This window comes from Chitinophaga sp. S165 (genome assembly GCF_003182155.1).
GTDB lineage: Bacteria > Bacteroidota > Bacteroidia > Chitinophagales > Chitinophagaceae > Chitinophaga.
Genome location: NZ_QGTG01000008.1, coordinates 326,044 through 341,493 on the forward strand (window position 1 = coordinate 326,044; position 15,450 = coordinate 341,493).

10 protein-coding genes are annotated in these 15,450 nt (G+C 45.4%); 6 read left to right on the forward strand and 4 right to left on the reverse strand.

Going from position 1 to position 15,450, the window contains the following annotated elements; all coding sequences use genetic code 11:
* Positions 1–8 precede the first annotated feature (8 nt).
* From C7475_RS26270 to C7475_RS26290, 5 genes are all read left to right on the forward strand, one after another.
* A complete protein-coding gene (locus tag C7475_RS26270; RefSeq protein ID WP_110056383.1) occupies positions 9–1,547 on the forward strand; it encodes a RagB/SusD family nutrient uptake outer membrane protein in 1,539 nt (512 codons plus the stop codon).
* A gap of 38 nt (positions 1,548–1,585) precedes the next feature.
* Complete coding sequence (locus tag C7475_RS26275) at positions 1,586–2,449, forward strand: hypothetical protein (RefSeq protein ID WP_110056384.1); 864 nt, start codon at positions 1,586–1,588, stop codon at positions 2,447–2,449.
* Between the two features lie 100 nt (positions 2,450–2,549).
* Positions 2,550–3,407: a family 16 glycosylhydrolase gene (locus C7475_RS26280; RefSeq protein WP_110056385.1), complete on the forward strand. Its 858-nt coding sequence runs from the start codon at positions 2,550–2,552 to the stop codon at positions 3,405–3,407.
* Positions 3,404–4,861 carry a glycoside hydrolase family 30 beta sandwich domain-containing protein gene (locus C7475_RS26285; RefSeq protein ID WP_199236291.1) on the forward strand — a complete coding sequence of 486 codons (1,458 nt, stop codon included), beginning with the start codon at positions 3,404–3,406 and terminating at the stop codon, positions 4,859–4,861. Before C7475_RS26280 ends, C7475_RS26285 begins: the two co-directional genes overlap by 4 nt.
* A gap of 21 nt (positions 4,862–4,882) precedes the next feature.
* Positions 4,883–6,340: a glycoside hydrolase family 30 beta sandwich domain-containing protein gene (locus C7475_RS26290; protein ID WP_110056387.1), complete on the forward strand. Its 1,458-nt coding sequence runs from the start codon at positions 4,883–4,885 to the stop codon at positions 6,338–6,340.
* A gap of 178 nt (positions 6,341–6,518) precedes the next feature.
* Here C7475_RS26290 and C7475_RS26295 read toward each other — a convergent pair whose 3' ends face one another.
* The 4 genes from C7475_RS26295 to C7475_RS26310 all read right to left on the reverse strand — a co-directional run bounded on the left by C7475_RS26295 (position 6,519) and on the right by C7475_RS26310 (position 13,580).
* A complete protein-coding gene (locus C7475_RS26295) occupies positions 6,519–8,150 on the reverse strand; it encodes a RagB/SusD family nutrient uptake outer membrane protein (protein WP_110056388.1) in 1,632 nt (543 codons plus the stop codon).
* A gap of 28 nt (positions 8,151–8,178) precedes the next feature.
* Positions 8,179–11,469, reverse strand: coding sequence for a SusC/RagA family TonB-linked outer membrane protein (locus C7475_RS26300; protein ID WP_110056389.1), 3,291 nt, complete (start codon positions 11,467–11,469; stop codon positions 8,179–8,181).
* A gap of 257 nt (positions 11,470–11,726) precedes the next feature.
* Positions 11,727–12,908, reverse strand: a complete 1,182-nt coding sequence (locus tag C7475_RS26305) for a FecR family protein (RefSeq protein ID WP_110056390.1) — start codon at positions 12,906–12,908, stop codon at positions 11,727–11,729.
* 114 nt (positions 12,909–13,022) lie between these two features.
* Positions 13,023–13,580, reverse strand: coding sequence for an RNA polymerase sigma factor (locus C7475_RS26310; RefSeq protein ID WP_158286621.1), 558 nt, complete (start codon positions 13,578–13,580; stop codon positions 13,023–13,025).
* Positions 13,581–13,696: 116 nt separating this feature from the next.
* Between C7475_RS26310 and C7475_RS26315 the strand changes: the two genes are divergently transcribed.
* The gene (locus C7475_RS26315; protein WP_110056392.1) at positions 13,697–14,668 is read left to right on the forward strand and encodes a glycoside hydrolase family 43 protein; all 972 of its coding nucleotides are present in this window, start codon (positions 13,697–13,699) and stop codon (positions 14,666–14,668) included.
* Positions 14,669–15,450: the final 782 nt, after the last annotated feature.

Here is a 15,450-nt window from a genome sequence, read left to right on the forward strand (position 1 = left end):
ATAACAAGATGAAAACAAGACAAATTCCATATATAGTAGCCATGGCCATGGGAATAAACCTGGCTGCCGGTTGTAGCGACAAATTCCTTGAAGTAAAACCAATAGGTACAAACCTGGAAGCCAATTATTATCGTGATGCAACAGAAGCCTTCAACGGACTGATAGCTGTATATGATGTATTAGGTTACCAGACTAACTATGTAACCAAGGTAGGAGCAATGGATGCTGGTTCTGACGACCACCTGGCCGGTGGTGGCGGACCAGGTGACGTATCCGAGTTCCAGGTGTTTTCGAAATATTCACTCGCGCCTGACCAGGGACCACAGGAACAGTTATGGAGAAAAGGATATTCCGGTATCTTCCGTGCAAATACAATGCTGGCCAAGTTGCCAGGAGTTCCCATGGATGAAAACCTGAAGAAACGTTTTGTCGCAGAAACTAAATTTCTGCGTGCATTCTACTACTTTGACCTGGTGCGTTTATTCAGGAATATTCCACTGCTGACCACACCGGTGGCTACTTCTGATATGTACAATGTAGTACAGTCTCCACCAGCTGATGTGTACAACCTGATCATCCAGGACATAAAAGACGCAATAGCTGAAACGAACCTACCTGATCAGGTAAATATAACAACCGAAGGTGGCCGCGTAACAAGAGGGGCTGCGCATGCATTACTGGGCAAAGTATATCTGTACCAGGAACGATGGGCGGAAGCAGCTGCTGAATTTGCAGAAGTAAACGGTGCAACACCTGGTCAGACAAATGCCAAATATGGTTATAATCTGTTAGCTAATTATGATGATCTGTGGACTCGTAACAGCAATAAATTTAACAGCGAATCTGTATTTGAAGTGGCATTTAGCTCATTGTCCGGTGGTGGCTGGAATTGCGTTGGTTGTACAGAGGGTAATGTATTGAACATTATGGTTGGCCCAAGAGGATATACTTCCTTAAAGCCAGATGCTCCCCAACTGACATCCGGCTGGAGCTTTCTTGTAATTACAAAGAGTCTGTTTGACGCTATTCATTTCGATCCGCGTTATAAGGCGACAGTATTAAACATGGATAGCCTGAAGACAAATAACATCGCTAATTACAGCAAAGGGCACGACGACACCGGTTGGTTTCTGAACAAATTCGCTGCAAGAACAACTGACAGGACCCAGGGACCAGGTGCACCGGAATTGAACTATCCGCAGAATATGTACGAGATCCGTCTGGCAGATACATACCTGATGGAAGCTGAAGCATTAATCAAATCAAGTCAGGGTGGTGGCGCCGGCACCCGTGCATACCAGTTGTTGAATGCTGTACGTGCACGTGTAGGTCTTAGTCCTGTAATAGCAACCGACGACAATATCTTCAATGAAAGACGTCTTGAACTGGCTGGTGAAGGTCACCGTTGGTTCGACCTCGTACGTACCGGCAGGGCAGCAACTGTGCTTGGCCCTAAAGGCTTCAAAGCAGGTAAACATGAAGTACTGCCTATCCCATTACTGGAACTGGAAAACACAAAGCTTGAGCAGAATCCTGAGTGGAAATAAGCAGGTTCACAAAAATTAAGATCTAACAAACAGTACACATGAGCTTTCAATATATAAAACATACACGTACTATAGCAATGGCTGCTTTGCTGGCCGGAGCTGTTTCCGCCTGTACGCCGGAATCGTCTGATAAAGAGTTGGGACCTTTGCCGACAGCCAGTTTCACCGCTGAACCGCTGGCAGGTAATCCTAATAAGATTGTTGTTGCGAACACCACTCCGGGAGGTTTCCTATTCGAATGGAAAGACGACAACGGGAACCTGTCAAAACGTGAAAAGGATACATTGGCCTATTTCGCAGCAGGTGAATATCTGCTTAAGTTTACCGTATTTACCAGTGGTGGGTACGACACTGCCGTTAAAAAGATCTCTATTGCTCAGAATGCCCGGACACAGGACATCCTCAAAGGAGGTAATATGGAGGCCGGTAGCGAGCAGTTTTGGACAGTGTTGAACACAGGAGGCACACAGACAGATATCAAATTTGAGAATGGCAAGCTGAACTTCAGCAATACCGGTGCTTCTAATGGCGCCATCTATCAGGAAGTAAACGTTACAGCAGGAAAATTTTATGTACTTAGCGGCCTGGTAAGTGGCGACGGTGCTACTGATTCCTGGTTTGAAGTGGTCTTCGGTACTACCGCTCCCGTACAGGGCAGTGATTATACCGGCACCAAATTCAATTCGCTGAATACATGGACCGGTTGTGGTAAGGTCCCTTTCAAGGACCAGGATATTGCTTTCTTCGGTTGCGATGGTACCGGTGTTGGTAAAAAAGGGATCATGAAGTTCAATACTTCCGGCAAAGTATACCTGATGATCAAAGCAGGTAGCGCCGACACGGGAACACTGGGTGCAGGAGGTATCAGTATTGACGATGTGAAGTTCCAGGAAGAAATATAAAAATCAATTGTGAATTAGGAACTGAGGATCGGAAGTAAGGTGTATATGCGCTTAATTCCCGATCTTCAGTTCCTAATTTTGTATTTACAAAATACCACGTATGAAAACATTAAAATACCTCCCTTTTATTCTGTTGGGTATCCATATTGTTTCCTGTTCAGGAAAAGGTGATAGTGCAAGTGGTCCTGGTCCGGTACCTCCTCAGGGGCCGGTAGATAAGCAATGGGCTTTCGAAGCAACCCCTGTATGGGCAGATGAGTTTGACTATAACGGCCTGCCCGATAATACGAAGTGGGGATACGACATCGGCGGTGGCGGATGGGGAAATAACGAGCTGCAATATTATACTAACAGTATCGACAACGCCTCAGTAGCCAACGGCAAGCTGACCATCACTGCAAAAAAAGAAGTGAAGGAAAATCGTAACTATACTTCTGCACGACTTGTAACAAGAGGTAAAGGCGACTTCCTGTACGGCCGCTTTGAGATCAAAGCTAAACTGCCTGCAGGTAAGGGTACCTGGCCCGCAATTTGGATGTTGCCTACTGACTGGGCGTATGGAGACTGGCCTAAATCAGGAGAGATCGATATTATGGAACATGTAGGATACGATCAGGATGTCGTACACATCAGCGCACACACCGAGGCCTATTACTTCAAAATAAATACACAGAAAACAAGTAAGAGGAAAATACAGAATGCCAGCACAGAATATCATGTGTATAGAATGGACTGGACTCCCTATGCACTGCGTGGATATATCGACGATCAGTTTGTTTTTGAGTTCAAAAATGAAGGTAAGGGATATACTGTGTGGCCCTTCGATAAAAAGTTTCATCTGCTGTTGAATATCGCCGTTGGTGGCGATTGGGGTGGCGCACAGGGAATGGATGAGTCCATCTATCCGGTTGCAATGGATGTGGATTACGTAAGAGTTTATAAAATGATTGACAAATGAGATGCTGCAATAAAACATGGATCAGCCTGACGACTTTGTTAATGACAGGTATGATCGCTTTTGCCGGTTGTAAGGATAATAAGGGAGGAGAACTACCCGATCCTCCGGTTGACCCGCCTATGGTCGATACGACCGATGTAAATATGTGGCTGACTAAGGGAGATAAGACCGTACTCTTGCAAAAACAAAAGGTTAGCCTGCTCTTTAAAGATGCCGTCAATGCAAATCCTACTATTAAGGTGGATGATGCACAGACTTATCAGTCCATAGATGGTTTCGGTTATTGCCTCACAGACGGTAGTGCGATGCTGATCAACTCACTCTCAGCCGATGTGCAGGACGCATTATTAAAAGAGCTTTTTCTGACAGACAGCACACATATCGGTGTTAGCTATCTGCGTGTAAGTATCGGCGCTTCTGACCTGAGTGTAGCTCCTTTTACATACAATGATCTGCCCGCAGGTGAAACAGATGTCGATATGGCGAAGTTCAGCATCGCAATGGAAAAGAAGGATCTGTTACCTATTCTGAAGAAAGTAGTGGCGCTGGCGCCCAATATCAAGATACTTGGTTCTCCGTGGTCAGCACCTTCCTGGATGAAGACAAACAATGCCTCTAAAGGCGGTAGTCTGAAGCCTGAATACTATGCAGCTTATGCTAAATACTTTGTGAAATATATCCAGGCAATGAAAGCCGAAGGTATTACCATCGATGCTATTACACCTCAGAATGAGCCATTGCACGGCGGTAACAATCCCAGTATGGTGATGCAGGCCAATGAACAGGCCGATTTCGTAAAGAACCACCTGGGGCCTGCTTTCAAGGCTGCCGGACTTACAACGAAAATCATTGTATACGATCACAATGCGGACAAACCGGAATACCCTGCGGCTATCCTGAAAGATAAAGATGCTTATCCTTATGTGGATGGTTCTGCTTTCCATTTGTATGGTGGTAACATCACTGCATTGACAGAATTGCATGATGCGTTTCCTGAAAAGAACATCTACTTTACCGAGCAATGGGTGGGCGGTCCTGGTAACTTCGGAAATGACCTGAAATGGCATGTCGGCACGCTCATTATCGGTGCTACGCGTAACTGGAGCCGCAACGTACTGGAATGGAACCTGGCTTCCGATCCTAATTACGGTCCGCACACTGAAGGCGGTTGTACCACCTGCCTGGGTGCATTAACAATTGGTTCCGGAGTTATTCGTAACGTTGCATATTACATCATCGGTCACGCATCTAAATTTGTACGTCCCGGTGCAGTAAGGATCTCTTCTAATATTACAAGTCAGTTGGACAATGTAGCTTTCAAAACCCCTGATGGCAAGAAAGTGTTGATCGTAGTGAACAATGGTGCAACAACACAGACATTCGATATCCAATACAAAGGAAAGGTAGTGACCAGTACCCTGAACAGTGGTGCAGTAGCTACATATATCTGGTAAATTCTAACATCATAATTATAAATGAAAAAGTTCGCATTGATCGGGCTGTTACTGGTGACTTACACCGGTTACGCGAAGAGCGAAGCCCTTAATAACCGAAAAGATTCCACAACACGTAAAGGCGTAACTGTTTATACTACTGCAGAAAATACTAAGCTGCGCATTTCTGAAACAGGCACCTTGTCTTTTGCCCCGATGAAGCAACCGTTCGAAACAGAGGTATGCATCTTCGTAGATCCAACCAGGCGTTTTCAGACGCTTTTGGGGATCGGGGGTGCATTGACAGATGCTTCTGCTGAAACATGGGCTAAACTGCCTAATCAGAAAAAAGCAGAATTAATGAAAGCCTATTATGATCCGGTGGATGGTATCGGATATACACTTGCCAGAACTAATATACAGAGTTGTGATTTCTCCAGTGATACTTACAGTTATGTGAAGGATAATGACAGCCTGCTGAGAACATTCAGTGTAGAGCATGACCAGCAATACCGCATTCCGTTTATTAAAGCAGCTATCACGGCTGCAGGCGGTAAATTACCACTGTATGTAAGCCCCTGGAGCCCTCCGGCCTGGATGAAGGACAACAACGACGTGCTACATGGCGGTAAACTGTTACCAAAGTATTACCAGTCATGGGCTAACTTCTATGTGAAGTTCATTAAAACGTATGAGTCATTGGGTATCCCTGTATGGGGGCTTTCCGTACAGAATGAGCCTATGGCGAAACAGAGATGGGAATCCTGCAACTATACAGCTGAAGAAGAGAGGGATTTCATCAAACGTTACCTGGGACCAACCTTACAGAAACAGGGGATGGCGTCTAAAAAGCTGATCGCATGGGATCACAATCGTGACCAGGTATATCAGCGCGCAAGTACCATCCTGGAAGATCCTGCCGCTGCAAAATATGTATGGGGTATCGGTTTTCACTGGTATGAAACCTGGACAGGCAGCACAATGATGTTTGATAACGTACGCCGTGTTGCAGAGACTTTCCCTGATAAGAACCTGATCTTTACTGAAGGATGTGTTGAGTCTTTCAAACGTGAACGTATCGATGAATGGTTCCTCGGCGAACGTTATGGTCACTCTATGGTGAACGATTTCAATAGCGGTACCGTAGCCTGGACGGACTGGAACATCCTGTTGGATGAAAATGGCGGTCCCAATCACGTAGGCAACTTCTGCTTTGCACCTGTTCATGCAGATACAAAGACAGGCGAATTGATCTACACGAATGCTTATTATTATCTCGGACATTTTTCTAAATTCATCCGTCCGGGAGCAAAACGTGTGATCGCATCTTCTAACAGAACAGATCTGCAAACTACAGCTTTCGTCAACAAAGATGGTAAGCTGGCAGTTGTGGTACTGAATATGTCGTCAAAAGAGATCCCTTACAAATTGTGGATCAAAGGTGAAGCTGCTCCCGCAGTTAGTTTGCCGCACTCTATTGCTACATTAATCGTAGAATAAGAACTAGGTTTTAGAAATGGAAATGCCTCCCCCGGGAGGCATTTTTCATATATCCCTAAAAAAGAAACCGCCTTGAAATTAATCAAGACGGCTTCTATTCTTCACTCTTTAGTCCATTCAGTTATTCTTAATCCACAACTGTTGGTTCCCGTTTATATAATTCAACATTCACAAATTACTATTGCACATCCCACCATAATCTCGTAGCACCATTATCGGGACCGTTCAGTAAGGTGATAGCCTTCGCCACTTCTCCGCTGTTGGTGTTATACTCGTTTATCGGGAACGGTAAACGACGGATCTGTGTAGCTGTGTTGATGATACCACCGCTGAAATTGTTCACTACAGGGAACAGTTTAGGATAACCGGTACGACGGAACTCTGTCCATGCTTCCTGTCCTTCAGGGAACATAGCGATCCATTTCTGCGTAATGAGACGTTCCATTTTTACGTCGGTAGTTGCCGCATCATCCCATTTGATGGTGATGCCAGATGGAGCAGCTGCATTATTTGCACTGTTCTTTGGATCTGTATAGCCAGCAGGTGTAAGGGTGTTATCAGTAACATAAGCGCCTGGAGCTACACCCCATTGCGCCATAGATGTAGTGATACCCTGTTCATATAACGTGTGTGCATCGCCACCTGCATTTGCCCAGTTACGTAGTGCTGCTTCTGCTCTCAGGAAGTATACCTCCGCAGCAGTCATTACCTGTACCGGAGTAGTAACAGAGAAAGATGGTGAAGGGCCGCTTAAATTCAGATTAGAATATCCGATATAATCTCCCTTTGAAACATTACCACCAACAGAGCCGATACGGATCCCTTTGTATTGGGAAGGGAATGTAGTGTCGGATGATTTGTCGAAATACTTACTAATGCGCGGATCGTTATAACCGCTCATATAAGACTGGATAGATGCGCCAATACGGATATCTCCCCAGTTCTGTGCGATAAATACCAGTGGGTTGCTGAAACCTGCACCCAGGATCTTTACGTTCATGTTACCCGCATTGTTGGTGATCACACCGCCATTTGCAGGAGCAAGGGCTTTTTCAGCCTGTTGCTGCGCCAGTTCCGGTGCTACCTTCACAATATGCATAGCCAGGCGTAAGCGGAGGCTATTAGCAAATTGGAGCCATTTAGAGGAGTCTCCGTCATATACCAGGTCAAACCTGTTAAAGGCGAAAGGCAGTTTTTTGGCAGTACCGCCAACCCATGCACGCAGATTAGTAGAAGCACTGTCCAGTTCAAGGAAGAAACGTTTGTAAACATCTTCCTGGCTATCGTACGGAATAGCACTTTTACTTGTACCTACCTTGCTGTAAGGAATAGGTCCATAGATATCTGTAACACGGCTCATGCCTGCTACCTGCAGCACCTGGGCTACTGCCCATACTGAAGGGTAAGCTGTATCCACACCGCTTGCACGCAGCCTGTTTATTGAAGCCATGATATTCAGATATCCAACTTTGAAAGGCTCGCCATTCCAGCCGGTTACCAGCGAGTAGGAAAGGTTATTCTGTCCGCCATTGAATGGATTCGGAGACATAAAATAACCTGAGTAGCAATCAGCATTCAGATTTTGTTGTAACTGGTAAGAGTTTGGATCTCCACCATCCGCGAAGTTGATAATAGAACGTTGTGCTCTTGTAAGGAAAGCACCGATGTCGTTAAAATCTCCCTGTAGTTCACCTGGTTTGATACCAGTATTATCGTCGTTATACGCGTCAAAATTCTTTGTACAGGCACTAGCTCCCAGCAACATTGCTGCCGCAATCGCCAACATGCCTTTTATATTGTATCGTTTCATTTTTTCTTCAGTTTAATGGCAACAATGATTAGAAAGTAGCATTTAATGATAAACCATAGCTACGGGTAGCAGGTGGCATGAAAATATCCACACCTGACAGGCCGTTAGCGGTCGACAAGGTCAACTCAGGATCGAATGGCGCTTTCTTGGAGAAATACACCAGGTTACGTCCTGTCAGCGATAATTTCAGCGCTCTGAAAAAGCTGGTTCCTTTTACAGGAATGGTATATCCCAGTGCCACCTCACGTAAACGTACAGTAGTTGCGCTGTACATGTATTCTCCGGAAGCTGCTTCACGACCGCCGATGGAAGAATACCATTTCTGTGCATCTACAGTGGAAACAGCATTACCCTCAGGGTTAACACCGTTTACCTGTACTCCACCTGCATCACGTGCATCGCCGCTTACTTTCGATACGCCATATTGGTCCAGCATCGCCTGTGTAACAGACATTACTTTACCACCAAATTTGCCATCGATCAGGAAAGACAGGTTGAAATCTTTGTACTGCAGATTGTTGTTCCAGCCTAACTGCCATCTTGTATTGGAATTGCCTAAGAAGGTGAAGTCAGAGCTCTTGATAGGATTACCGTTATCATCGATCATGATACGGCCCTGTGCATCGCGTTTCAGCTCAATACCATAAATGTCTCCGAAGGAACCGCCTACCTGGAACTTAGACACGTAGTTGGAGCCGGAAGCACCGCTCAGTGTGAACTCGGGAGCATTTGGAGATAATTCGATGATCTTATTCTTGTTGGTAGAGAAGTTCAGACCTGTGTTCCATTTCAGTTTGCTTTCATCGCGCAGCACATCATAGCGTACAACTGCTTCAACACCCTGGTTCTGTATGTTACCTGCATTGATGAAGAAGTTGTCATAGAAAGATCCCTGCGGAGCCCTGATCTGTAAAGTCTGATTCTTTGTGTTCGTCTTGTAATAAGTGATATCTGCACTCAGCCTGTTGTCAAAGAAATGCCACTCTGTACCAAACTCAATTGAGTTGGTCTTTTCCGGTTTCAGATCAGTGAAAGGAGCAGTCGTATTCGGGCTAAAGCCACCGCCTGCACTGAAAGTATATACAGCCGGATTTGACTGGTAAGCCAGCGGAGAATTACCCACCTGTGCAAAGGACCCGCGTACTTTAGCGAAGCTGATGAAATCAGGCAGTTTCGCTACCTGGCTCAGTATCACGTTCAAACCTACGGAAGGATAGAAATAAGAACCGGATGGCGTAAACGCAAGATTAGATGCCCAGTCGTTACGTGCGGTCAGGTCCAGGAATGCCCAGTCCTTGTAGGAGATGTTGGCGCTACCGAAAACAGATTGTACCTGGCTGTGGTTTTCCTGCAGGGTACCACTGTTGATAGGATTAAGGGTCTTGAAGTTCTGGATCACGAATACGTTCGGAATGTTCAGACCGTCCTGTCCGGAATTGAATTTCTCACCTTTGGTCACAACATCCCTGATACTTCCACCCAATACACCGGTGATGCGGATCTTATCGCTTACAGGTATATTGAAGTTGGCTAACAGGTCGCCATATTGTTGATTGGTAGTGGTATTGCTATAAACGTACACACCGTTGGCAGGAGAGAGAACAGATACGGTACCTGCATGTATTTTCTGCTCATACACATCATTGATCCTGTCCATGCTTCCGCGTGCAGTGATGTTCAGCCATTTGTTCACTTCGTATTTCAGACTGGCGTTCATCAGTAAACGGTTACGCTCCAGGGAGTTCTGATCACGGTTGATGATCCACCATGGATTCTGCTGTACGTCCTCATTGAAAGGCCAGTTCTGTGTCATCAGGCGCCTGGTAGGGTCAAATACTTCAAAGTTGTTCTTATACTGTTGCAGATCTTTTCCGCGTGGGAAAAGGTACAGACCTGTCAGTGGATTGAAATAGAAACCGCTTAAAGGTGTATTGTCGATAGTCTGATTGATGTAGTTAACATCAGCTTCAGCAGTCAGTTTATCGTTCAGGAAATGTCCGGTTTCCTTAAAGGTGATGTTATTACGTGACAGTTTGTTCTTAGGCTCGATACCTTTTGCAGCAGTATTGGCATAAGAGAAATATGTCTGCATCTTATCAGACCCACCTGCCAGGCTGATAGAGTTGGTCAGGTTCTGACCTGTCTGGAAGAAAGAGGACAGGTTGTCCTGCGCACCGGATATCTTGCTACCCCAGCTTTGTGTATTGGTAGCATTTGTCTGGCCGTAATTATTCTGGAACTCTGGTTTGTAAGCCACGTTACTGAGGGTCAGACCAGAGGAGAAGTTGATCACTGTGCGGCCCGCTTTACCACTCTTGGTGGTGATCAGGATCACACCGTTAGCACCCTGGCTACCATAAAGGGCAGCAGCAGAAGCACCTTTCAATACGGAAATGCTTTCAATATCGTCCGGGTTCAGGTTAGAAATAGGGTCGCCACCGTCGTAAGCTGCACTACCGCCAAATGAGCTGTTCGGCTGATTGGTCAGTGAGTTGTTCATGGGCACACCATCTATTACATACAGCGCCTGGTTGCTTCCCAGACCGGATTTGTTACCACGCAGTACTACTTTCGCAGATCCACCCACACCGGAAGAACTGGGAGAGATGTTCAGACCGGCCACTTTACCGTTCAGGGTATTGATCAGGTTCGGATCTTTAGCTTTGGTGAGCTCCACGCCACTCACCTGCTGGGTAGCATAGGTGATGGATTTTTCGGATCTCTTAATACCCAGGGCCGTTACAACAACGGTGTTCAGTTGTTTGTTAGATTCTACGAGTACAACCTGGATGTTGGTCTGGCTGCCTACGGGGATTTCTTTTTTCTCGAAACCAACGTAGTTGAATACCAGTACATCGGTGCTTTCAGCCTGAAGGGAGAAGTGTCCCTTGTCATCGGTCAAAGCCCCACGGGTGGTACCTTTTACCTGAACGGCCACGTTAGCCAGGGGCTGGCCCGTACCATCAACCACAGTACCTTCAACGGCAGCCGCAGGTTGTATTGCGGCGGCGGTCTCTTTTTTCACTGCCCTGGGACGGATCACGATGATTTTGTCCATGATAGAGTAGGAGAGTGGTTTGTCTTTGAGGCATTTGTCCAGTACATCAGACAAACTGGCTGATTTCAGATTGATATCTATGGCGCCTGTACCCTGAAGCAGCTTCTCATCGTATACAAACTCATAACCGGTTTGCTTGCTGATGCTGTTGAAGATGTCATAAAGGGCCAGGTGCTTACCTGTGATCGTGACTGTTTGGGAATAAGACCTGGCGCTCAGATTCAGAGAGAACACCAGTGTTAAAATGGCAGTTAATTTCATAACTAACAATAATTTACTGTGCAAGAAGCCATCCCTCGGATAGGCCTTGCATGTCTCGCGTAGTTCCATACTTTTGTGTTCTTGGCTTAATAATCGATTTTCAAACGTTAAGGAAATTGGTAGCCATCTATGCCGGGTTCCGATGGCAGTCGGAATCCGGTTTTCTACCTAAAGTTGACGATACGTTATTTTCTACGTGGTCATAACTGGAAAAAATTTAGTTTTTACATAATGTAGTCCCCGCTGTTGATTGGGCCTTACTGTTGTTCCCAGGGCTTTACGGTCACATTGTTCCCGTTCACCGCAAATTGTACCCTTTGAGTAGCTTCCAGTGCTTTTAATAATTTACCGGCTTCTTCTCTCCGGGATATTACACCCGTCAGGTCTATATCGGACATATCTCCCTGGTAGCTCACTTCGATGTCATACCAGCGCGACAGCTGTCGCATAATGGTCCGGATATTCGTATTCCTGAATCTAAACTTGCCTTCTTTCCAGGCCAGTGTCTGTTCCATGTCTGCCTGGCCGATCTCAAAGTGATTGTCTTTGGCAGAAAGGCTGGCCTGTAGCCCTGGTTTTAATACACTGGCATTGTTGCCATGTTTCAACTGCACTGCGCCATCCACCAGGGTGGTCTTGATGAACTGTTCGTCCTGGTAGGCCATGATATTAAAACTGGTTCCCAGAACATTCACCTCTACGTTATGCACTTTCACCCGGAAAGGCATATCAGCCTGCTGCGCAACCTCGAAGTAGGCCTCCCCGGTGATCTCTACTTCCCGCCCCCTGCCGGTAAAGGCTGTGGGAAACCGGATACTGCTGGCGGCATTCAGCCATACGCGGCTGCCATCTGCCAGGGTCAGTTGATATTGACCACCATGAGGTGTAGCTACCGTATTATACATTACCTCACTGCTCTGCCCTCCTGAATTATAGCTAAGCGCCCCATTCCTGTTCGTGATCTGCGTATTGCCCTGCTTTGCCAGCGCCCCGTTATTGGCGCTGTCCAGTGGTATGACCGTTCCATCCGCCAGGGTAAGCATCGCCTTGTCGGACCCGGGCAACAACGCTTTTGCGTGTATTGCCGCTACCGGGGCTGCTTTTTTGCCTGGTTGAGATACATACACGCCGGTAACGATCATTCCTCCGATTACCGCAGCTGCCAAAGAACTATATACCAACCTTCTGCGTCTTGCTACCCTTAAACGACGGGCGTCTGCAGTACCTGCCTGAAAAATACCGGACAGCATAGCAGCTGCTTCATCGGTTGAAAGTCCCATATCAGGTACTTTGCCATATAATGTTTCCATTATATGGGCTTTGATAGCAGATGTATGGGCGTCGTCGGCGACTTCCTGCATCAGTTGGAGATATTCCTCATCACTGATCTCGTTCCGCTTATACTTATCAAGTAATCGCTTAATTTCAGGTATTGTCATAGACGAATAGTTTGGCACTGGTTGATAGATATAAAGACGACCGGGGAAAAGGAAAGGAGTAATGGGGAATGAAATTTTTTTTCGAGGTGGTAATCAGTGAGTTAGGGGAGTATTTTAGATATGCAGTTGCTGTTTCACAAAACTTCTGACCGTTTGCATGGCCAGTTGCATTTGTTTCTTGACAGTATGAATGGAGATGTTCATGCGAACGGAGATCTCTTCATTGCTCATGCCCTCTTTCCGGGCTATATAGACCTTTTTACGTTCTGGGGGAAGGCTGGATACCACTTTATCCAGCAGGTGGTCATATTGGTGGTTCTGGAGACGGTGGTCGGTGTCGTTAACGGCGTCTGGCTGCTGGAGGAAGAAATGATCCAGGGCCTTTACCTGGTTTGCCTGTTTTTTAAAGCTGTCATATATATGATTACGGGTCAGGATGAAAAGATAGCCCCTCAGATCTTCCACTCCGGGCATAACTTCCCTCTTTAGCCAGATTTTCAGAAAGACTTCCTGCACGACTTCCCGTGCTGGTATTGTGTCTTTCAGATAAAGCATGGCCACATTGAACACCTGTTTGCTGTAATGGTTAAATACAAGTGTGTATGCAGACTCGTCACCCCTGGCTATCTGCCGTAATAATTCCCGCTCCTCTGGTAAGGATGAATTTGACAATTTCCTATCGTTTGAATGCTGCCGTAAAAGTAGGAACAAAAAATGAAATCGGGCCAGCTCCTCATAGATCTCTACTACTCAATTATTATATTGTGCCCTAAACTGGAAATTCAATTATGAGAAAGGTCTTGACATTTTTACTACTGGGAACAGCGCTGACCCTGCCCGCAATGGCGCAGAAAAGATCTGGTAATCCTATTATGCAGGGGTGGTATGCCGATCCTGAAGCTGTTATTTGGGGAAAAGAATATTGGGTGTACCCTACTTATTCTGATAAATATGAGAAACAGGTATTTTTTGATGCCATCTCCTCACGCGACCTGGTAAAATGGTCCAAACATCCCCATATCTTAGATACGGCCGCAGTAAAATGGGCCAAAAAGGCAATGTGGGCGCCCGCTGTCGTTCAGAAAGATGGCAAATATTACTTTTTCTTCGCAGCTAATGATATTCAGAGTGATAAGGAAGAGGGAGGTATAGGTGTTGCCGTGGCTGACAAACCGGGAGGCCCCTATAAAGATTATCTGGGAAAACCACTGATCGATAAATTCCATAATAAAGCACAGCCTATAGACCAGTTCGTTTTTCATGACAAAGATGGGCAGTACTATATAATATATGGTGGATGGCGCCATTGTAATATCGCAAAGCTGACCGCCGATTTCAAAGGGTTTACCCCATTTGAGGACGGCAATACATTCAAGGAAATTACGCCAGCCGGTTATGTAGAAGGACCATTTATGTTCATCCATAATGGTAAATATTACTTTATGTGGTCAGAAGGAGGATGGGGCGGTCCGGAATATTCCGTAGCCTATGCCATTGCCGACTCCCCGGTAGGCCCCTTCAAGCGTATAGGCAAGATCCTGCAGCAGGATACTGCCGTAGCCACCAGCGCAGGGCACCACTCCGTGATCAATGTACCAGGTACTGACCGGTGGTATATTGTTTATCACAGACGCCCGCTTACTGAAAAAGCAGCCAATAACAGGGTCGTATGTATTGATGAAATGCACTTCGACGAAAATGGCTTGATCGTTCCTGTGAAGATCACCAAAGAAGGAGTGAAAAAAGATAAGCTGAAGTAGATTATACGTAAACGTATATTGAAAGTGACTGCCATATGGCAGTCACTTTTTTATTGGTAGTTAGTCACAGGCAAAATCACATTATGGGGAAAGATAAAATACTATCAGGTGAACATATTGGCGAAATACAGTGTTATAATTATGCTAAAACGGTTTACAAACGATCAGTAGTTGCTAAAATAGTATTTGTTTTAGCCGGTATTTGGTCATAATTATGTACAACGTAATTACTATTGTACAAAATGTTAAAATTGAGTACATTCAGTGTAACGAAGAAAGAATAAACAAGAAAAAGAGTCAAGAAAGAATAAACAAGAGAGCGAGGACTAACGAGAGAGTCAGCCAACAACAGTTATGAAAAAGCTGGCGGAAATGCCGCCATCCATGTAGAGAAACTTGTCATTTGTAGAAATTTCGGAACAAACAGTAACAGTGAATTGTATTACTCGTATGAGGAAGACAACTTTTGGGAGATAGACTATTGAACAGCTGCTATTGATCAAATTTTCTTTCAAGCCAGAATTTATATAACTACTACTAGAGTCAATCAAGATTGCTAAAGTGGAAAGTAGAACAATGAACAATTATTATTCACCTCAAATCACTTTGAATCTCAATCAGCTATTTACTGATCGTAATTCGTATGCGTGCATGTAACGGGAAGCAAGTTCCTGTTACTGCACGGTGAATAGCTTAAAGGGGGAAAACATCAACTGTAATCAAATCGCTAATTGCTAGAAGCTTAACAATGCTATGAACATAGCATAAAGGGGAAAGTATTT